Below are 18,474 nucleotides of genomic sequence, written 5' to 3' on the forward strand. Positions count from 1 at the left end.
TCGCGCCGATGAGCATCTTGATCGACAGGGATCAAGGTATTGTAAGCCCGGCGCTGGTACCGGCCGAAGGTGACTTCGCGCGCGATCACGCCGGTGCCGAGCTCAACATCGGGCTGATCAACAATATGCCTGATACGGCGCTGAAGGCGACAGAGCGGCAGTTCATGAAGCTGCTGCAGGCTGCTGCGGGGCCGCGCCGCATCCGTTTTCATTGCTTCTCGCTGCCGTCGGTGAAGCGGTCGCCGGAAGCGAAGTGGCATGTCGAGAGCGAATATTCCGATCTCTCCGATCTCAAGCGTCAGAGGTTCGACGGGCTGATCGTGACCGGCGCCGAACCGGTCGCGCCCGAGCTCGATCAGGAGCCGTACTGGCGCGACCTCACCGAGCTGATCGACTGGGCGAGGATCAATACCCGCTCGACGATCTGGTCATGCCTTGCCGCACATGCGGCGGTGCTGCACCTCGATCGCATCGAACGACAGCGGCTGCCGTCCAAATGCCATGGCATCTTCGACTGCGAGACCGTGACTGGCGATCCGCTCACGCGCGGTGCGCCAGCGCCGCTCAAGGTCTCGCATTCCCGCCTCAACGAAGTCACCGAGGGAGATCTCACGCAGGCCGGCTATCAGGTGCTGACCAGGTCGGCCCGGGCTGGCGTCGACGTCTTCGTTCGGCAATATGCCAGCCGCTTCGTGTTCTTCCAGGGCCATCCCGAATATGACGCGCTGTCGCTCCAGCGCGAATATCTGCGCGACATCGGCCGCTTCCTCGCGCGCGAGCGGGAGGCCTATCCGGCGCTCCCCGTGAGCTATTTTGACGCAGCGACGGAGGAAAAGCTCGTTCGCTTCGAAAAACGGGCCAGGCATCAGCGGCATCCGGCACTGACCAATGAATTGCCGGCGCTGACTTTGCGCCCCGATATTGCGGCCGGCAGCGCCGCGGCGGCGCTTTTCCGCAATTGGCTGCAATATCTCGATGCGGACACCGAGGCTCCGCTGCTGGCGCGTTAACCCAGGGCTGTGGGTTCCGCGTTAGGATTACCCGAGCGTTAAGCTTGCCTCGAGCCGCGCGTAAATGTTTCAGTCGAGACATATAGAATCACAGGGAATGCACCCGTGCTGTCGGCCCTCAACGGACGCTTGAGCAATCGGCTAGCCCGGCATTTCCGCGCCGCGCCGCACCGCTTGCCGGCGCACGCGCCGATGGTGAGCTTCACCTTCGATGACGCCCCCGACAGCGCCGCGGACGAGGGCGCCTCGCTACTGGAAGCGCATGGCGGGCGCGGCACGTTCTACCTCGCCGGCAGCCTGATCGATCAGCCCGGGGACCATTGGCACGGCCTGTCGAACGACGCGATCATTCGTCTGCATCGCGGCGGCCACGAGATCGCCTGCCACACGTTCTCGCATCTGCGCGCGGTCGATCTCGACGAGAGCGCGATGGCGCGCGAGATCGAGCGGAACCGCAGTCATTTCCGCGGTATCGACTCCTCGATCAAGCTCGAGAATTTTGCCTATCCCTATGGCCTCGCTTCGGTCTGGCGGAAACCGCAGCTCGCCAAAACCTTTCGCTCGGCGCGTGGCATCCTTCCCGGCGTCAACAGCGATGTTATCGATCTCCAGTTCCTGCGCGCTTCGCCGCTGGTCAATTGCGAGATCGATGCGGCGGGCGTGGATCGCTACTTCGACGAGGCGGTCGCGAGCGGCGGCTGGCTGATCTTCTACGGTCACGACGTCGTCGATGCGCCAAGCCCTTATGGCTGCACACCGGCCCTGATGCGCCACGCGCTGACGGCCGCGGACAAGCGCGACATGCCGATCGTGACGGTCGCCGAGGCCTTGCGCAGGATCGGGGCGTAGTTTTCACCTCTCCCCGCTTGCGGGGAGAGGTCGGATCGCCCCCGGCGATGCGCAGCATCGTCCGGCGCGATCCGGGTGAGGGGGTACAGGTCTCACCACCATCTCATCTGCGGATAGATGCCCCTCACCCCAACCCTCTCCCCGTAAGAACGGGGAGAGGGAGAAGAAGCAACGGTGCAAGCCCCCGCAAATCGTCTTGCAACGCCCGTACGGCCATGCGACTTGCGTTGTGCCGAATCTCGCAAACCCCCGACACGCCCCATGCCCGTCCCTTCCACCGTTCCGCTGCCAGCGCCGGCCGATGGCCGCGATGCGCTGTCGGTGCTGCATTCGGTGTTCGGCCTGCCGGGGTTCCGAGGCGCGCAAGGCGAAATCATCCGGCACGTCACCGACGGCGGTAATTGCCTGGTGCTGATGCCGACCGGTGGCGGCAAGTCGATGTGCTATCAATTGCCGTCACTGTTGCGTGAGGGCTGCGGCATCGTTGTCTCGCCGCTGATCGCGCTGATGCGCGACCAGGTTGCGGGCCTGATCGAGGCCGGCGTGAATGCTGCCGCGCTGAACTCGTCGCTGACCTTGCAGGAGGCCTCCGAGATCGAGCGGCGCCTGATCGCGGGCGATCTCGACCTGCTCTATGTCGCGCCGGAGCGCCTGGTGACGCCGCGTTGCCTGTCGATGCTGGCACAAGCCAAAGTGGCGTTGTTCGCAATCGACGAGGCGCATTGCGTTTCGCAATGGGGGCATGACTTCCGGCCCGAATATGTCGGTCTCTCCGTCATCGCCGAGCGTTTCCCCGATGTGCCGCGCATCGCGCTGACCGCGACCGCCGACGAATTGACGCGGAAAGAAATCGTCCAGCGGCTCCAGCTGACGGATAGCCCGCAATTCGTCTCGAGCTTCGACCGGCCCAACATCCGCTACGAGATCGTCGATAAGCGCAATGCGGTGTCGCAGCTGAAGGAGTTTATCCGGGATCGCCATGCCGGAGATGCCGGCGTGGTCTATTGCCTGTCCCGCAACCGCGTCGAGGAGGTTGCTGGCGCACTCGCCGAGGCCGGCATTGCGGCGCTGCCCTATCACGCCGGGCTCGACAGTCAGGTGCGCTCGCGCAACCAGGACCGCTTCCTCAACGAGGACGGCATCGTCATCGTCGCGACCATCGCCTTCGGCATGGGTATCGACAAGCCCGACGTGCGCTTCGTCGCCCATCTCGATCTGCCCAAGAGCATCGAGGCCTATTACCAGGAAACCGGGCGTGCGGGGCGCGACGGCAAGCCGTCCGCGGCGTGGATGGCCTACGGGCTCTCGGACATCGTGCAGCAGCGCCGCATGATCGACGAGTCCACTGGCTCCGAAGACTTCAAGCGCGTGTCGATCGGCAAGCTCGATGCGCTGGTCGGGCTCGCCGAGACCGCGCAGTGCCGGCGCCGGCGCCTGCTCGCCTATTTCGGCGAGGTCGTGCACGGCGAAAGCTGCGGCAATTGCGACAACTGCCTGACGCCGCCGAAAATGCGTGACGGCAAGGTGTTGGCGCAAAAGCTCTTGTCCTGCGCCTACCGCACCGAACAACGCTTCGGCGCGATGCACTTGATCGACGTGCTGATCGGACGGTTGACCGAGAAGGTGACGCAGTTCGGCCACGACAAGCTGTCGGTGTTCGGCATCGGGCGCGAGCTCAACGAGAAGCAATGGCGCACCGTGCTGCGGCAGCTGGTGGCCATGGGTCATCTGCAGAGCGACAGCGAAGCCTTTGGCGCGCTGAAGCTGACCGAGACCGCGCGCGGCGTACTACGTGGAGAGACAGAGGTGTGGCTGCGCGAGGAAGCGCCCGGCACCCGGGTTCGGTCAAGCCGCGCAAAATCCCGCCGCGGCGACCTCGCGCCGGCGGCCAGCGCGCCGCAGGGCGACGTCGATCCCGAATTGCGCGCGCGGCTGCGCTCCTGGCGTTCCGATGTGGCGCGCGAGCGCGGCGTGCCGGCCTATGTCGTGCTGCATGATGCCACCATCGACGGCATCGTCCGGGCCTGGCCGACCACGCTCGACGAGCTCCGCAACGTCCCCGGCATCGGCGACAAGAAGCTCGAGCACTATGGCGACGAGCTGCTGCAGATCGTCAAGACGCGGTAAGGCTTCTCGTCATCCCGGACAAGCGCAGCGAAGCGGAGCGCAGATCCGGGATCCATACCGCGTGATCTATCTTGAGGCATGCGGGGAGACATTCTTCGCCAAACATCTCCCTGGGGTTATGGGTCCCGGGCTCGCGACTTTGTCGCGCCCCGGGACGACAGTCGTTGTGGGTCTACCTCAGCCGTTCCGGAACGCGTAGCCGTAGCCGTTCAGCGCCGGTGCGCCGCCGAGATGGGCGTAGAGAATCTTCGCGCCCTTCTCGAAATGGCCCTTCTTGGTCAGGTCGATCAGGCCCTGCATCGATTTGCCTTCATAGACGGGGTCGGTGATCATCGCCTCGAGCCGTGCGGTGAGGCGGATCGCCTCCTTGGTCTCCTCCGACGGAACGCCATAGGCGGGATAGGCGTAGTCCTCGATCAGCACGACGTCGTCTGCAACGATGTCCTGGCCGAGTTCGACGAGCTTTGCGGTGTTCTGAGCGATCGAGAGCACCTGCGCTTTCGTCTGCGCCGGCGTGAAGGAGCCATCGATGCCGATCACCTTTCGCGCACGGCCGTCCGCCGCGAAGCCGACCAGCATGCCGGCATGGGTGGAGCCGGTCACGGTGCAGACGATGATGTAGTCGAACTTGAAGCCGAGCTCTTTCTCCTGCTTGCGCACTTCCTCGGCGAAGCCGACATAGCCGAGCCCGCCGAATTTGTGCACGGAGGCGCCGGCCGGGATCGCGTAGGGCTTGCCGCCGGCAGCCTTCACGTCCTCGATAGCCTGCTCCCAGCTCTTGCGGATGCCGATGTCGAAACCGTCGTCGACCAGACGCACGTCGGCGCCCATGATGCGCGAGAGCATGATGTTGCCGACGCGGTCATAGACGGCGTCCTCGTGCGGCACCCAGGCTTCCTGCACCAGGCGGCACTTCATGCCGATCTTGGCGGCGACGGCGGCGATCATGCGGGTGTGGTTCGACTGCACGCCGCCGATCGAGACCAGCGTATCGGCGTTCGACGCGATCGCGTCGGGAATGATGTATTCGAGCTTGCGCAGCTTGTTGCCGCCATAGGCGAGGCCGGAATTGCAGTCCTCGCGCTTGGCGTAGATCTCGACATTGCCGCCGAGATGTTTGGACAGCCGCTCCAGCTTCTCGATGGGCGTCGGGCCGAAGGTCAGCGGATAACGCGGAAATTTGTCGAGGTTCATTGGTTCATCCCGATTGGCGTTGGTCTGGGATGTGGCTAGCATTGCACTGCAAAAAGGTGCTTTCGAATTTTGCGCCCATATTGCATGTGATCTTGCGAAAATTAGGCCAATAGCTAGAATTCCTTCCGAAGATAGATTAAATATCGGAAGCTTCTTCCATGCCCGCCCGACTCGATCGCATCGACCTCAAGATGTTGAGATTGCTGCAGAATAACGGTCGGCTCAGCAATGCCGAGCTGGCCGTATCAGTCGCGATCAGCCCCGCCACATGCCATCGCCGCACCCAGCGCCTGTTCGAGGACGGCTTTATCGCCACCGTCCGGGCCATGGTGGCGCCGAAGAAGGTGGCCAAGGGCACGCTGGTGATGGTCGGCGTCGTGCTCGACCGCTCGACCCCGGAGAGCTTTGCGATCTTCGAGCAGGCGATCGCAAAACTGAAATTCGTGCTCGACTGCCATCTCGTCGCCGGCGACTTCGACTATTTCCTGAAAATCCGCGTCGGCGACATGGAGGATTTCAACCGCATCCATGGCGAGCAGCTCATCGCGCTCCCCGGCGTCCGCCAGACACGCACCTTCTTCGTGATGAAGGAGGTCGTCGACAACGCGCCGCTGGAGTTCTGAGCCGGAGCGTTTTCCAGCGAAGTGGAAACCGGTTCGCGGCATGAAAACGCGTCAAACAACAATCCGCCGCTATTGATGCGCGATCCGCATCATGAGAGATTCCTCCGATGCAGACATTCCCCTACCGCAACCTCAATCCGGCCGGGCCGGCCTATCGGCGCGGCTGGGTCGACGAGGCCGTGGCCGCGATCGAGGCCGACCAGTGCCGTACGGCCGACACGCATCTGATCCGGCTGATCGTGCCGGCGCTCGCGGGCATCGATATCTATCTGAAGGACGAGTCCACGCATCCGACCGGCAGCCTCAAGCACCGGCTGGCGCGCTCGCTGTTCCTCTACGCGCTCTGCAATGGCCATATCCGCCAAGGCACGCCCGTCGTGGAGGCGTCGTCGGGCTCGACCGCGGTGTCGGAGGCGTATTTCGCGCAGATGATCGGCGTGCCCTTCTATGCCGTGATGCCGCGCACGACCTCGGCGGAGAAGATCGCCGCGATCGAGCACTATGGCGGCAATTGCCATCTGATCGACGACGGCCGCGCGCTCTATGCGGAAGCAGCTGCGCTCGCGACCCGGCTCGGCGGCCATTACATGGACCAGTTCACCTTCGCCGAGCGCGCCACCGACTGGCGCGGCAACAACAACATCGCCGAGTCGATCTTCACGCAATTGGCGGGCGAGCCGCGACCGATCCCGGACTGGATCGTGATGGGCGCGGGCACCGGCGGCACGTCGGCCACCATCGGTCGCTATCTGCGCTATCGCCAATATCCGACGCGGCTGTGTGTCGCCGATGTCGAGCACTCCGCCTTCTTCGATTGCTTCCGCACGCAGGACCGCTCCCATGTGTGCGAGCGCCCTTCACTCATCGAAGGCGTCGGCCGTCCCCGCTGCGAGCCGTCGTTCGTGCCGGGCGTGGTCGACCGCATGATGAAGATTCCGGATGCGGTGACGATTGCCGCGATGAACGTGCTGTCGCGCCGGTTGCGGCGCGCGGTCGGCGGTTCCACGGGCACCAATTTCCTGGCACTATGCCGGCTCGCCTCGGAGATGCGCAAGGCAGGCCAGACCGGCTCGCTGGTGACGCTGATCTGCGATTCCGGCGAGCGTTACCGGCAGACCTATTATGAACCCACCTGGCTCGCCGCGCGCGGTCTCGATCCGGCGCCGTTCGAGGCGGCTCTGTCGTCGTTCCTTGAGACCGCACAGCCACTCGCGCTCGCGGTCGACGACGTCGTCAATCCGCAGAGCCCATGACGCTCTGAAGTCTTCGTAGCGGCGTCTCTCTGCTATTTGCGAAATTGCACGATCGTCACGGCAACTTCACTTGCCTTGCGCCCGCACGCGCGCGAGCGTTCGATCTTCTCAACGAGGAGATCTTGCCGTGCGCATTCCCATTCTTGATCCGAAACAGCTGAGCGACGAACAGAAGCCGCTCTATGCCGACATGCAAGCGGGCATCAAGGACCACTTCAAGGGCTTTGTGAACATGCGCGACGATGGCGCGCTGCTTGGTCCCTGGAATCCCTGGATCCGCGAGCCGCGCTTCGGCAAGCCGGTGTGGGAGCTGGTCAAGGCGATCGCGTCGAACCCGCTGCTGCCGGCGCCGGTGCCGGAGTAGAAGCGCCTCGCGACGATCACTCTGCCGCCCTGCTTGCAGGCGGCGGGGGCATCCAGGCGATGCAACGATTGCGGCCTTCGGCCTTGGCCTGGTAGAGCGCCTGGTCGGCTGCGCCCATCAGCGCGTCGATGCCGGACATGCTGACGCTGGCTTCGGCAATGCCGATGCTCACGGTGACGCCGAACTGCACCTGATGAGCGTTCAGCCGCATCGCCATCGCGCGCTTGCGGATTCGCTCGGCAACGAGCTTGGCGCGTGACAGGCTGGTCTCGGGCAGCAGAACCGCGAACTCCTCGCCACCGATGCGGCCGACGAGATCGGACTTGCGCTTGCCCTCGTTGCATGCGGCCGCAACAGCCTTGATCGCCTCGTCGCCGACCGCGTGACCGTAGCGATCGTTGACCGACTTGAAATGATCGATGTCGAGCATCAGGACGGAGACCGAGCGGTAGTAGCGCTGGAAGCGGCTCCATTCCGCATCGAGCGAACCCAGGAAATGCCGGCGGTTGTACAGACCGGTGAGCGGATCGGTGGTCGCGAGCCGCTCCAGCATGTTGGCCTTGTCGTTGAGATCGGTGATGTCGACATAGGTCAGCATGCGGCCGCCGTTCGACATCGTGGTGCAATGAGCCCTGATCAATCGCCCGTCGGGCGTCTGGAGGTCGCGCACGTGATCGCCTGCCTTGACCTCGGCGAGACGCCTGCCGGGGAATTTCGCCAGCTCGTTTGCCGCAAGGTCCGGGGCGCTCGCGCGTTGCGCGCGGCTCACCAGCGAAGCATAGGCTGGGCGGGTGGCGGCTTCTTCCTCGCTCACCTCCCAGAACCGCCGCATCCGCAGGTTCATGAAGCTCGCATTCAGGTTGGAGTCGAGAAGGAGAACGCCGTCCTGAACGTTTTCCAGGGCGTCGCGCAGCAGCTTCAGCTCGTCGGAGAAGCGCACGATGTCGGTGACGGGCGTATAGGTCAGCATGCGTCCGCCGTCGGGCAAAGGCGTGCATTGGACGCGCACGACATCGCCGTTGGTTCGGCGTACGTCGATAGGTGTCGGGTCGCCGGCCTCGATCACGCGGACACGCTCTTTCACATGGGCTTCGAGGGCGGGATCCGGCACCTCGTAGGCTCCGATGTCGCGCCCGTGATGAAGCAGCGTGAGAATGGATGGGTAGCTGTCGGCGACCTGGTCAGGCAGGTGCCACATCTGGCGAAACGAGCGGTTGATGAGGCGCGCCCGGAGGTGGTTGTCGAGCAGCACGATGCCGGTCGGCACATGATCCAGGGCCGCGCGCAGGGCCAGCATCTGGGCGCGCATCAGCGAGTCGGGTGAGCGCTCCTGTTTGCTGCCGGCGGGGCGTTCGACGCTGCCCGGCTGTTCGAAAGCGACTCCCACCTGACGGTCCGATCGCCAGATCACGCGGCAGCTCAGGATGTCGCGTCCCGCAAGCGTGAGCTGGAATCGATCGGGGACGCCGAGACCGCTCTGCATCTCGAGCGTCGCGGCCTCCTCGGTCAGCCGGCGCACGACGCAATCGATCGACGACTGGCCGAAATTGAAGATGATCTTCCCAGCCAGGAACGTCCGTTCCGGCACCAAGCGGGACATCCGCAGTCTCCAAGGCTGAATACGCCGTCTGATTGTGCCGCAACGTTCCTTGCGGCGGCGTAACGCAATCGAAGTTTTCGGATGAGGATTAACGATCGGTTGACGCGGAACTCCAATGGAGGCCCACGGCGGCCCGCGCTCAGTGGCGCACGGCGTAAAGCGGCGTCCGCAGCGTCACCTGGTAGGATGGTTTCGGCATCCACGCGATCTGGGCGGTGATGCCGAACAGACGGTTGTCATTGTCATCCATGCGGTCGAGGTCGAGGCGCAGGATCGGCTGGGTGAAGGATTCCGCCAGGGTCCGGCCTGCGAGCTGCGCACCGCCGAACGACTGCATGCCGAGGCGCCCGATGAATTTCCAGTTGCTCGGCCATTGGTAATAGCCGCCGGCGTAGAGGATCGTATTCGGCCTGATCCGGGCCACCACGCTGGCAATGTCGGTGTGGGTGTATTGCACGCCGGCAAGCCAGCCGCGCGTCTCGTCCTCGTCGAGCGCGTAGTCGAATTCCAGGATGTTGTTGAACGAATTCGTCATGCCCGGCGCGTTCGGCACCGACTGCGTGATGGTGGATTGCAGGGTGATGGTCGGGATCTTGCCGCCGTTCTGCTGGTAGAGGTCGGCCTGCACGCCGATGTTCCAGCTGGTGACGTCGAATGTCGACCAGCCGCCGCCGATATCCGTCGCCGAGCCTGATACACCGCCATAGAGCGACACGCGATCGCTGACGTCCACGGTCAGCGGCAGGTCGACGGCAATCGATTTCGCCGCCGGCAAGCCGTTGGGCAGCGTCGCGCCGCGTTGGGCCGCCAGCGCTTCGAACGCGGCCGAGAGGGAGGTGTTGCCGAAACCGAGCCCGAGCGTGCCCGCGGGGATCGTGGCATAGGTCGTGCGAACATCGAGGTAGATGTTCGGGACGACAGGCTTTGCCGCCGTGTCCTCGGCCTCGTCGCCGGCGTAGGCGGCGCCGCCCGGGATCGTCAGACACAGCAGTCCCATCGCGACAGCGCGCAAGACCGGGGCGGACGCTGGGCTGTGGTGGGACACGTGACAATCCGACGCGTGGCACTCTGGTGACGGAGCTGTTCGCTAGATGGAACGTGATCGTTCGTGTGGTCAAGGTCTATCCGCGGGCAATGGACGATGCGCATCTACGCGGTTACCCTGCTGTGATTGCACCGACACACTCGTCCGGCACAGTGCAGGCCGGACAATGGAGACGATCATCATGAACACGTCGCGCCGCATCCTGCTCGCTGGAATGGCGGGGCTCGCCGTGGCTCCGACCGCAATGGCCGCGGCACCGGCACCGGCCATTGCGGATGCGACGGTTGCCGAAGAACGCTTCGCGCGCCTGATTGCCGCCGCGCATGCGCCCGACCTCGCCTGCGCGCGGCAGGCCGAACGCTATGCGGATGCGCATTGGCCGGACTATGTCGTGGCAGCCAGGGCCGTGCTCGAGGCCCGCGTGTGATTCGCGCCTCTAAGTCTCCACCGCGCGCCTGACCTGCTCGCCGATCTGTGACAGCACGAGCTGCGATTGTGGCAGGATCGCGCCCATGGCGTGGAAGTTGTGGACCATGCCGTCATGGCAGACGTGCTCGACCGCGACGCCCGCGGCGAGCAGCTTGCGCGCATAGGCATTGCCCTCGTCGCGCATCGGGTCGAACTCGGCGGTGTGGATGATGGCGGTCGGCAGGCCCGAGAGCCGCGTCGCGCGGAGCGGGGAGATGCGGGGATCGGCGGCATCCAGGCCCTCGGGCAGGTAATCGGACAGATCGGCCTCGATGGTGATGCGGTCGATCAGATGGCCTTCGGCGAAGGCCTCGCGCGAGGGCGAGGTTTCCTCGAAGTCCAGCACCGGGCAGATCAGGCATTGCGCGACGATGGAGAGGCCGGCGCTCTGCGCCGCCTCCTGGCATACGACCGCAGCCAGTGTGGCGCCTGCGGAATCGCCGCCGACCACCAGGCGTTCGGCGTCGATGCCGAGCGACGGAGCTTCGCGCGCAACCCATTCGGTGGCGGCGATGGCATCGTCGACTGCGGCGGGAAATTTGTGCTCGGGCGCGAGGCGGTAGTCGACCGAAACGAGGCGGCAGCCGGTCGCATGTGCCAGCGCCGCCGCGATACGGTCATGCGTCGCGATGCTGCCGGCGACGAGCCCGCCGCCATGAAAGAACACGAAGCCCGGTGCGCGCTCGCCCGCCGACGCCGGCGAATAGAGCCGATAAGGCAGCTCTCCGCCAGGGCCGGGCAATTTGCCGTCGGAGGCGGTCACATCCGGCGCCGCGGCGCGCGCGAACTGCATCAGCTTCGCCAGCGATTGTCGCCGCGCTTCGACGCTCGGCCGGGTCCGCACCTGCGGCGCAGCCGCAGCCATCATGGTCAACAAGCGCTTTGCGAGCGGATCGAGCGGCATGGGAAACTCCGTGACGTGCCCGACACTATAGCGGGTTTGGCCGCGTTGTTGTCTTAACCTCACGGGAGGGGAGAGTTGATGCTTCCCCGCAGCAAATCGTTTAGAAATTGGGACAATAGTGCCCGGATATTTTTCGAGGGAGGCCTGATATGGCCGAGATCAAGAAGTCGATCGAATATTCGCCGAGCTGGACCTTCTTCGAGGGCAAATGGCATGACGGCAACGTGCCGATCATGGGGCCGCGCACGCATGCGGCCTGGCTCGGCTCGGTCGTGTTCGACGGCGCGCGCGCATTCGAGGGCGTCGCGCCGGATCTCGACCGCCATGTGGCCCGCGCCAATCAATCGGCGATCAATTTTGGCCTGAAGCCGGTGGTCGATGCCGGCACCTGGCTCACGCTCGCACACGAGGGCATCGCGCGCTTTGCGCCGAATGCCGAGCTCTATGTCCGTCCGATGTATTGGGCGCAGAACGGGTCGGGCGGCGGCGTGCTGTTCGACCCTGAAACCACCAATTGGTGCCTGTGCATCTACGAGGCGCCGATGCCGAAACCGGTCGGCAACGCGATCACGCTGTCGCCGTTCCGCCGGCCCACCGCCGAATGCGCGCCGGTCGACGCCAAGGCCGCCTGTCTCTATCCGAACAATTCGCGGGCGCTGGCGGAAGCCGCCTCGCGCGGTTTCCAGAACGCGCTGATGCTCGACATGCTCGGCAACGTCGCGGAGTTCGGCAATTCCAACGTGTTCATGGCGAAAGACGGCGTCGTCTTCACGCCGGTGCCGAACGGCACCTTCCTCAACGGCATCACACGCCAGCGCGTGATCAGCCTGCTCCGCGGTGACGGCGTCACCGTGGTCGAGAAGACGCTTCGCTATGCCGACTTCCTCGCCGCCGACGAGATCTTCTCCACCGGCAATTTCGCCAAGGTCGCGCCGGTGATTCGCATCGACGCGCGTGAACTGAAGCCGGGCCCGCTCTACACCAAGGCACGAAAACTCTATTGGGATTTCGCGCATGCGGTGAAGCTGGCGGCTTGACTAGAGCTGGCCGCGCCTCCGAAACCGGCTGAACTGAAACGCCTGCGTCGAATGCCACGGCGTGTGGTGAACCTCGCTCCGCGTCTCGATCAGCTCGAACTCTGGCCCGAGCTCGGCTGAAAGGCTCGCGCTGTCGTGCCTCTGAACCGGCAGGCCGCTGCATTTTTCCGGGCCATTGGGCGCGAACGTCGCGATGATCACGTGCCCGTCCGGCGCGACCGCCGACCGCAGGCGCTCGACATAGGCGGCCCGGTCGTGCGGATCGGTCAGGAAGTGAAAGGCGGCGCGATCGTGCCAGATATCCCAGGTCTTCGCCGGTTGCCATGTCGTGGCGTCGGCGACGATCCAGTCGATCGTCGAGGCGGCCGCGCCGATTCGTTTCCTCGCCGCGTCGAGCGCGTTGGCGGAAAGGTCGAGCACCGCGATGTCGCGATATCCGTCTTGCAGCAGCGCATCGACCAGCCGCGACGCGCCACCGCCGACATCGATGATGGCTGCGTGATGATCCGGATGCGCCACGCGAATCATCTCGAGCGAGATCGCAGGACTGTCCTGAAACCAGCTGACCTCGGCCTCGCCCTTGGTGGCGTAGACATTGTCCCAATGGGTGGTCCGGTCAGGCATGGTGGCTCCGGCCTTGGCCGGAAGGGCGGCGAGCGGATGGCGCTGCCGCAATCAATCTGGCGTTCGCGCGCCCGCATTTGCGGACGCGCCGGTGTGGACGAGAGGCCTACTCGTCCTTCTTTGACATGCGCTCGAGGCGCTCCTGCATGTCCTTCATCTGCTGGCGCAGGTCGTCGATGTTGCTGTCCTTGGCCGGCTCGGCGCTCGCATCGGGCTCTGGCTCCGAGCGGCCCGGCGTGGGGACGAACGGCTTGAACATCGAGAAGGTCTGCTGGAACAGCTCCATGTTGCGGCGGACCTGTTCCTCCAGCGGCGCAAACGGAGTTCCGGACAGCGAGTTGGCGATCTGCTTGCGGAACTTCTCCTGCTCCTGGGTCAGCGTCGCGATCGACTGCTCCAGATATTTCGGCACCACCATCTGCATGCTGTCGCCGTAGAAGCGGATCAGCTGGCGCAGGAAGGTGGTCGGCAAGAGATTCTGGCCGGCCTTGTTCTCCTGCTCGAAGATGATCTGGGCGAGCACGGAGCGGGTGATGTCGTCACCGGTTTTGGCGTCGTAGACCAGGAAATCTTCGCCGTCCTTGACCATGGCGGCGAGGTCTTCCAGCGTCACGTAGGTGCTCGTTCCGGTGTTATAGAGCCGGCGGTTCGCGTATTTCTTGATGGTGGTGGGTTGGTCTGATTTCGCCATGGGCTCTCACTTCAAAGACGCTGAGAACGGGAACCTGCAGCGCAAATGCCGCAGGGCGGGAAGAGTACGCAACGCAACAAAATAAGCATTTTCAAAGGGGTCACGCTACCGTTTTGTGCGGCACGGTTAATTGCACAGCAAAAACCTGCTTGCGAAATCGCCAAGAACGCTATTTTGAATGCGCTGCGGCATGAATTCGGTGACCTGCCGATTGACATGCCGCAACGACGTTAACAGGATGCCCTTCGAGACTGGCGAGCCGTTTCCCAGCCCCGTCTGCCCCCATTCAACCCCAGGAGATGCCCATGTCAGACGATGTCGTCATCGTCAGCGCCGCCCGCACCCCGGTCGGAAGCTTCAACGGAGCGTTCGCGACCCTTCCCGCCCACGATCTCGGCGCGATCGCCATCAAGGCCGCGCTGGAGCGCGGTGGCATCGAGCCCGGCCGGGTCTCGGAAGTCATCATGGGCCAGATCCTGACCGCGGCCCAGGGCCAGAACCCCGCCCGCCAGGCCTCGATCATGGCCGGCATTCCGGTGGAAAGCCCGGCCTGGGGCGTCAACCAGCTTTGCGGCTCGGGCCTGCGCACGGTTGCGCTCGGCTATCAGGCGCTGCTCAACGGTGATTCGGAGATCGTGGTGGCCGGCGGCCAGGAGTCCATGAGCATGGCTCCGCACGCCCAGTATCTGCGCGGCGGCGTCAAGATGGGCGCGGTCGAGTTCGTCGACACCATGATCAAGGACGGCCTCTGGGATGCCTTCAACGGCTATCACATGGGCAACACCGCCGAGAACGTCGCCAAGCAGTGGCAGATCACCCGTGCCCAGCAGGACGAATTCGCGGTCGCTTCGCAGCAGAAGGCTGAAGCTGCGCAGAAGGCCGGCAAGTTCAACGACGAGATTGTCCCCGTCACCATCAAGGGCCGCAAGGGCGACACCGTCGTCAGCGCCGACGAATATCCGCGCCACGGTGCCACGCTCGACGCGATGGCGAAGCTGCGTCCCGCCTTCGAGAAGGAAGGCACGGTCACCGCTGGCTCGGCCTCGGGCATCAATGACGGCGCTGCCGCCGTGGTGCTGATGACCGCCAAGCAGGCCGCCAAGGAAGGCAAGAAGCCGCTCGCGCGCATCGTGTCCTGGGCGCAGGCTGGCGTCGATCCGAAGATCATGGGCTCGGGTCCGATCCCGGCCTCGCGCGCCGCGCTGAAGAAGGCCGGCTGGAGCGTCGGCGATCTCGACCTGATCGAGGCCAACGAAGCCTTCGCGGCACAGGCTTGCGCCGTCAACAAGGACCTCGGCTGGGACACCTCCAAGGTCAACGTCAACGGTGGCGCGATCGCGATCGGCCATCCGGTCGGCGCGTCCGGCGCGCGCGTGCTGGTGACGCTGCTGCACGAAATGCAGAAGCGCGATTCGAAGAAGGGCCTCGCCACGCTGTGCATCGGCGGCGGTATGGGTATCGCGATGTGTCTGGCGCGCGACTGAGCTTACACTTGACTGACGCGTGCGCTGCACGCGCCAGTGAGTGCGTTGCACGCGACTAAAAAGGCGGCGGTTGCAAATCAAATATTCTTCGCAACTGCGCAAGCCTCGACTAAATACAAACGCCCGGCTCAACGCCGGGCGTTTTGTTCTTGATGTCCGTCAAACCAGCCGCATAATCCACCACTAAAAACGATCACTCAGAAACGTCCGAAGAGTCCAAGGGAAGGAATACGATATGGCACGAGTTGCATTGGTGACGGGTGGTACGCGGGGCATCGGAGCTGCGATCAGCAAGGCGCTGAAGGCGGCCGGCTACAAGGTTGCGGCGAGCTATGCCGGCAATGACGCGGCGGCGGAGAAGTTCAAGGCCGAGACCGGCATCGCCGTCTACAAATGGGACGTCAGCAATTTCGATGCCTGCGCCGAAGGCGTGAAGAAGGTCGAGGCCGAGCTCGGCCCGGTCGATGTCCTCGTCAACAATGCCGGCATCACCCGTGACACGGCCTTCCACAAGATGACGCTCGAGCAGTGGAACGCGGTGATCAACACCAATCTCGGCTCGCTGTTCAACATGACCCGTCAGGTGATCGAGGGCATGCGTGCGCGCAAGTTCGGCCGCGTCATCTCGATCTCGTCGATCAACGGCCAGAAGGGGCAGTTCGGCCAGGTCAATTATTCGGCAGCCAAGGCCGGCGACATCGGCTTCACCAAGGCGCTCGCAATCGAGAACGCCAAGGGCGGCATCACCGTCAACGCCATTGCGCCTGGCTATATCAACACCGAGATGGTGCAGGCCGTGCCGAAGGACGTGCTGGAGAAGAACGTGATCCCGCAGATCCCGGTCAACCGGCTCGGCGAGCCCGAAGAGATCGCGCGTGCGGTCGTGTTCCTCGCGGCCGACGATGCCGGCTTCATCACCGGCTCGACCCTCACCATCAATGGCGGTCAGTATCACGCCTGATATGATGTCAAGCCTGTAGCGTTGGGCGAGACAAGGCGATAGTGAAGGCGCAAGTGCCCGGCCTCGTGCCGGGCATAAGCGTCCTCAGAGCCCTTTTATCCATGACCCCGCGCACCGCCACACTGATCGGACTGACCGCGATCCTGATGTGGTCGTTGTTGTCGGTGATGACGGTGGCGACAGGCAAGATCCCGGCGTTCCAGCTCGCCGCGATGACGTTTGCGATCGGCGGTCTCGTCGGCCTGCTCACCTGGATCGGCCGCGGCGATGCCGCGAAAAGCGTGCGTCAGCCGCTCGTCGTGTGGCTCGTCGGCGTTGGCGGCCTGTTCGGCTATCACGCGCTCTATTTCCTCGCGCTGCGCTTCGCGCCGCCGGCCGAAGCCGGCCTTCTGAATTACATGTGGCCGTTGCTGATCGTGCTGTTCTCGTCGTTCCTGCCGGGCGAGCGGCTTGCCGTGCATCACGTCATCGGCGCCGTGCTCGGTCTCGTCGGCACCGTGCTGCTGTTTGCCGGCAATACCTCCGGCTTCGCGCCGGGCGCAGTGCCGGGACTGGTCGCGGCCTTCATCGCCGCGTTCGTCTGGGCAACCTATTCGGTGCTGTCGCGACGATTGAAGGCGGTGCCAACCGATGCGGTCGCGGGCTTCTGCCTCGCCACATCGGTGCTCGCCGCGTTGATGCATGGTCTGCTCGAAACCACGGTGTGGCCCGAGACGAATTTGCAATGGCTCGCCGTGATCGCACTCGGCATCGGCCCCGTCGGCGCTGCCTTCTACGCATGGGACGTCGGCATGAAGCGTGGAGATATCCGCGTGCTCGGCGCCGCCTCCTACGCGACGCCGCTGCTCTCGACCGGCTTCCTCATCGCCGCCGGCTTCGCCAAAGCCAGCGCCAACATTGCGATCGCCGCGGTCCTGATCGCCGGCGGCGGCCTGATCGCGGCAAAGGACATGGTGCTGCGCAAGCGATGAGGCGCGTCAGAGCGCCGGCTGCCAGCCCGGCGGCCGATACATCGTCTCCGGGATCTGTCCGAGTTCGGAGCGCTGCAAGCGCTGCGGTGTCAGACCATAGAATTCCTGGAAGCTGAGGATCAGCGGCCGCCATTTGTCGGGATCGATGCGGTTGCTTGTCCCCTCCATCATGATGTCGGGATGCGCGTGCACGCGGGTGATGCGGACCTCGATCGCAGCGAGATTGCCGCGCCAGACAGCATCGTCCTGCGCCATCTCATGCACGTGGGCGACCTTTGCTTCCATCTGCACCGGGCATTCGATCGCGCGGGGAGCGTTGACCGTCTCGCCCGCTTGCGCGGTCAAGCCGCTGTGGCCGAACTTGTCCTTTTCGTGCCGGTAACCGCGATAGAGTTTGCCTGGCGGCACGGGATTCGAGCCGGTGGTGCGCGCGAGCCGGTCGACGGCGGCGACAAGGGCGGCAGACGGCAGATTGAGCACGCATTCGCCGGTGCGAATCATGTTCTCGGTGGTCTTGGAATTGCTTGCGAGCCCGAGCATGCAACGCCATCCCACCCACCATGCCGAAGACATCGGCGCGAGATTGTGCGATCCGTCCTCGTTGGTCGATCCGATCAGGACGACCGGCGTTCCGAAATACAAAATGGCCGGGTCGATCTGGACGGCGGCGGGATCGAGTGTTCCGTGCATCGTGCGCTCCTCTTTGTTGAGAGCGCCGTCCTACGGTGTTGACCGGATCGAACCCACCCGATTCCAGATCGAGCAGAGCGTTTTCGAGCGCAGCGGATACCGGTTCGCGTGAAGAAAACGTGTCGAGACGATCGCTAGGGCTCCCAACCCTTCGGCGCGAGCTCGAATTTTGCGAACTCGAAGGCAGGCGCCACGGTGCAGCCGACCAGCGTCCACTCGCCGGTGGTCTCCGCCATTTGCCACGCATCCGCCGGCACGATCGCCTGCGGCCGTTCGCCGCTCACGAGATCGGTGCCGAGCCGCACCTCGTGCTGGGAGCAGCCCTCATGCGCGATACGGAGTGTCAACGGGCTGCCGGCGTAATAGTGCCAGGTCTCGACCGCATCGATGCGATGCCAGTGCGAGCGCTCGCCGCGTGCGAGCAGGAAGTAGATGAGGGTCGAGCGCGAGCGGCCATTGGCGTCGGTGGTCTGGTCGCGAAAGGTCTCGCGATAGTGTCCGCCCTCGGGGTGTGGGCGGAGCTCCAGGCGCGCGATGATCTCGGCTGCGGTCGGCATCGATCCCTGTCAGGACTTGATC

Annotated in this window: 18 protein-coding genes and 1 pseudogene; 11 read left to right on the forward strand and 8 right to left on the reverse strand. The window is 64.5% G+C overall.

The genetic code is table 11. The features are described from left to right. Nucleotides 1-8 precede the first annotated feature (8 nt). The 3 genes from NLM31_RS02745 to recQ all read left to right on the forward strand — a co-directional run bounded on the left by NLM31_RS02745 (nucleotide 9) and on the right by recQ (nucleotide 3,986). Nucleotides 9-1,010: a homoserine O-succinyltransferase gene (locus NLM31_RS02745; RefSeq protein ID WP_254127793.1), complete on the forward strand. Its 1,002-nt coding sequence runs from the start codon at nucleotides 9-11 to the stop codon at nucleotides 1,008-1,010. Between the two features lie 105 nt (nucleotides 1,011-1,115). Then, nucleotides 1,116-1,859, forward strand: coding sequence for a polysaccharide deacetylase family protein (locus tag NLM31_RS02750; RefSeq protein ID WP_254191380.1), 744 nt, complete (start codon nucleotides 1,116-1,118; stop codon nucleotides 1,857-1,859). Between the two features lie 261 nt (nucleotides 1,860-2,120). Further along, nucleotides 2,121-3,986: a DNA helicase RecQ gene (gene recQ, locus NLM31_RS02755; RefSeq protein ID WP_254127795.1), complete on the forward strand. Its 1,866-nt coding sequence runs from the start codon at nucleotides 2,121-2,123 to the stop codon at nucleotides 3,984-3,986. Nucleotides 3,987-4,163: 177 nt separating this feature from the next. On the opposite strand, the gene NLM31_RS02760 is transcribed toward recQ, so the two are convergent. Beyond that, nucleotides 4,164-5,180, reverse strand: a complete 1,017-nt coding sequence (locus NLM31_RS02760; protein WP_254127796.1) for a 1-aminocyclopropane-1-carboxylate deaminase — start codon at nucleotides 5,178-5,180, stop codon at nucleotides 4,164-4,166. A 158-nt stretch (nucleotides 5,181-5,338) separates the two neighbouring features. Here NLM31_RS02760 and NLM31_RS02765 point away from each other — a divergent pair, with 158 nt between their 5' ends. From NLM31_RS02765 to NLM31_RS02775, 3 genes and pseudogenes are all read left to right on the forward strand, one after another. Continuing rightward, complete coding sequence (locus NLM31_RS02765) at nucleotides 5,339-5,803, forward strand: Lrp/AsnC family transcriptional regulator (protein WP_254127797.1); 465 nt, start codon at nucleotides 5,339-5,341, stop codon at nucleotides 5,801-5,803. A gap of 107 nt (nucleotides 5,804-5,910) precedes the next feature. After that, the gene (locus NLM31_RS02770) at nucleotides 5,911-7,056 is read left to right on the forward strand and encodes a PLP-dependent cysteine synthase family protein (protein ID WP_254191381.1); all 1,146 of its coding nucleotides are present in this window, start codon (nucleotides 5,911-5,913) and stop codon (nucleotides 7,054-7,056) included. A 127-nt stretch (nucleotides 7,057-7,183) separates the two neighbouring features. Then, a pseudogene (locus NLM31_RS02775) lies at nucleotides 7,184-7,417 on the forward strand (carboxymuconolactone decarboxylase family protein); the annotation flags it as partial. 19 nt (nucleotides 7,418-7,436) lie between these two features. Here the strand turns inward: NLM31_RS02775 and NLM31_RS02780 are convergent. Both NLM31_RS02780 and NLM31_RS02785 read right to left on the reverse strand, forming a co-directional pair. Continuing rightward, complete coding sequence (locus NLM31_RS02780; protein ID WP_254191382.1) at nucleotides 7,437-9,020, reverse strand: sensor domain-containing diguanylate cyclase; 1,584 nt, start codon at nucleotides 9,018-9,020, stop codon at nucleotides 7,437-7,439. Nucleotides 9,021-9,159: 139 nt separating this feature from the next. Next, entirely contained in the window at nucleotides 9,160-10,032 is an 873-nt protein-coding gene (locus tag NLM31_RS02785; RefSeq protein WP_254135192.1) for a hypothetical protein, read from the reverse strand. A 214-nt stretch (nucleotides 10,033-10,246) separates the two neighbouring features. Between NLM31_RS02785 and NLM31_RS02790 the strand changes: the two genes are divergently transcribed. Next, nucleotides 10,247-10,492, forward strand: a complete 246-nt coding sequence (locus NLM31_RS02790) for a hypothetical protein (RefSeq protein WP_254127801.1) — start codon at nucleotides 10,247-10,249, stop codon at nucleotides 10,490-10,492. A 9-nt stretch (nucleotides 10,493-10,501) separates the two neighbouring features. Here the strand turns inward: NLM31_RS02790 and NLM31_RS02795 are convergent, their stop codons facing one another. Continuing rightward, complete coding sequence (locus NLM31_RS02795) at nucleotides 10,502-11,437, reverse strand: alpha/beta hydrolase (RefSeq protein WP_254127802.1); 936 nt, start codon at nucleotides 11,435-11,437, stop codon at nucleotides 10,502-10,504. Between the two features lie 149 nt (nucleotides 11,438-11,586). On the opposite strand from NLM31_RS02795, the gene NLM31_RS02800 reads away from it, so the two are divergent. Continuing rightward, on the forward strand, nucleotides 11,587-12,474 hold the full coding sequence (locus NLM31_RS02800; protein ID WP_254191383.1) for a branched-chain amino acid aminotransferase: 888 nt from the start codon (nucleotides 11,587-11,589) through the stop codon (nucleotides 12,472-12,474). On the opposite strand, the gene NLM31_RS02805 is transcribed toward NLM31_RS02800, so the two are convergent. Further along, nucleotides 12,475-13,098, reverse strand: coding sequence for a trans-aconitate 2-methyltransferase (locus tag NLM31_RS02805; RefSeq protein WP_254191384.1), 624 nt, complete (start codon nucleotides 13,096-13,098; stop codon nucleotides 12,475-12,477). 106 nt (nucleotides 13,099-13,204) lie between these two features. Then, a complete protein-coding gene (gene phaR, locus NLM31_RS02810) occupies nucleotides 13,205-13,789 on the reverse strand; it encodes a polyhydroxyalkanoate synthesis repressor PhaR (RefSeq protein WP_254127805.1) in 585 nt (194 codons plus the stop codon). A 305-nt stretch (nucleotides 13,790-14,094) separates the two neighbouring features. Between phaR and NLM31_RS02815 the strand changes: the two genes are divergently transcribed. From NLM31_RS02815 to NLM31_RS02825, 3 genes are all read left to right on the forward strand, one after another. Continuing rightward, complete coding sequence (locus NLM31_RS02815) at nucleotides 14,095-15,273, forward strand: acetyl-CoA C-acetyltransferase (protein WP_254191385.1); 1,179 nt, start codon at nucleotides 14,095-14,097, stop codon at nucleotides 15,271-15,273. Nucleotides 15,274-15,508: 235 nt separating this feature from the next. Continuing rightward, on the forward strand, nucleotides 15,509-16,234 hold the full coding sequence (phbB, locus tag NLM31_RS02820) for an acetoacetyl-CoA reductase (RefSeq protein WP_254191386.1): 726 nt from the start codon (nucleotides 15,509-15,511) through the stop codon (nucleotides 16,232-16,234). Between the two features lie 101 nt (nucleotides 16,235-16,335). After that, nucleotides 16,336-17,205 carry a DMT family transporter gene (locus tag NLM31_RS02825; RefSeq protein ID WP_254191387.1) on the forward strand — a complete coding sequence of 290 codons (870 nt, stop codon included), beginning with the start codon at nucleotides 16,336-16,338 and terminating at the stop codon, nucleotides 17,203-17,205. Nucleotides 17,206-17,211: 6 nt separating this feature from the next. Here NLM31_RS02825 and NLM31_RS02830 read toward each other — a convergent pair whose 3' ends face one another. Then, nucleotides 17,212-17,895 (reverse strand): flavin reductase family protein, encoded by a 684-nt coding sequence (locus tag NLM31_RS02830; RefSeq protein ID WP_254191388.1) that lies wholly within the window; start codon nucleotides 17,893-17,895, stop codon nucleotides 17,212-17,214. Between the two features lie 134 nt (nucleotides 17,896-18,029). Continuing rightward, nucleotides 18,030-18,452, reverse strand: a complete 423-nt coding sequence (locus NLM31_RS02835; protein ID WP_212303588.1) for a cupin domain-containing protein — start codon at nucleotides 18,450-18,452, stop codon at nucleotides 18,030-18,032. Nucleotides 18,453-18,474: the final 22 nt, after the last annotated feature.

This window comes from Bradyrhizobium sp. CCGUVB4N (assembly GCF_024199945.1).
Taxonomy (GTDB): Bacteria; Pseudomonadota; Alphaproteobacteria; order Rhizobiales; family Xanthobacteraceae; genus Bradyrhizobium.

Excerpts from the sequence above, each read along its gene's own strand:
- NLM31_RS02745 (WP_254127793.1), top strand. The coding sequence starts at position 9 with ATGAGCATCTTGATCGACAGGGATCAAGGTATTGTAAGCCCGGCGCTG.
- recQ (WP_254127795.1), top strand. The coding sequence starts at position 2,121 with ATGCCCGTCCCTTCCACCGTTCCGCTGCCAGCGCCGGCCGATGGCCGC.
- NLM31_RS02760 (WP_254127796.1), bottom strand. The coding sequence starts at position 5,180 with ATGAACCTCGACAAATTTCCGCGTTATCCGCTGACCTTCGGCCCGACG.
- NLM31_RS02765 (WP_254127797.1), top strand. The coding sequence starts at position 5,339 with ATGCCCGCCCGACTCGATCGCATCGACCTCAAGATGTTGAGATTGCTG.
- NLM31_RS02770 (WP_254191381.1), top strand. The coding sequence starts at position 5,911 with ATGCAGACATTCCCCTACCGCAACCTCAATCCGGCCGGGCCGGCCTAT.
- NLM31_RS02780 (WP_254191382.1), bottom strand. The coding sequence starts at position 9,020 with ATGTCCCGCTTGGTGCCGGAACGGACGTTCCTGGCTGGGAAGATCATC.
- NLM31_RS02790 (WP_254127801.1), top strand. The coding sequence starts at position 10,247 with ATGAACACGTCGCGCCGCATCCTGCTCGCTGGAATGGCGGGGCTCGCC.
- NLM31_RS02795 (WP_254127802.1), bottom strand. The coding sequence starts at position 11,437 with ATGCCGCTCGATCCGCTCGCAAAGCGCTTGTTGACCATGATGGCTGCG.
- NLM31_RS02800 (WP_254191383.1), top strand. The coding sequence starts at position 11,587 with ATGGCCGAGATCAAGAAGTCGATCGAATATTCGCCGAGCTGGACCTTC.
- NLM31_RS02805 (WP_254191384.1), bottom strand. The coding sequence starts at position 13,098 with ATGCCTGACCGGACCACCCATTGGGACAATGTCTACGCCACCAAGGGC.
- phaR (WP_254127805.1), bottom strand. The coding sequence starts at position 13,789 with ATGGCGAAATCAGACCAACCCACCACCATCAAGAAATACGCGAACCGC.
- NLM31_RS02815 (WP_254191385.1), top strand. The coding sequence starts at position 14,095 with ATGTCAGACGATGTCGTCATCGTCAGCGCCGCCCGCACCCCGGTCGGA.
- phbB (WP_254191386.1), top strand. The coding sequence starts at position 15,509 with ATGGCACGAGTTGCATTGGTGACGGGTGGTACGCGGGGCATCGGAGCT.
- NLM31_RS02825 (WP_254191387.1), top strand. The coding sequence starts at position 16,336 with ATGACCCCGCGCACCGCCACACTGATCGGACTGACCGCGATCCTGATG.
- NLM31_RS02830 (WP_254191388.1), bottom strand. The coding sequence starts at position 17,895 with ATGCACGGAACACTCGATCCCGCCGCCGTCCAGATCGACCCGGCCATT.
- NLM31_RS02835 (WP_212303588.1), bottom strand. The coding sequence starts at position 18,452 with ATGCCGACCGCAGCCGAGATCATCGCGCGCCTGGAGCTCCGCCCACAC.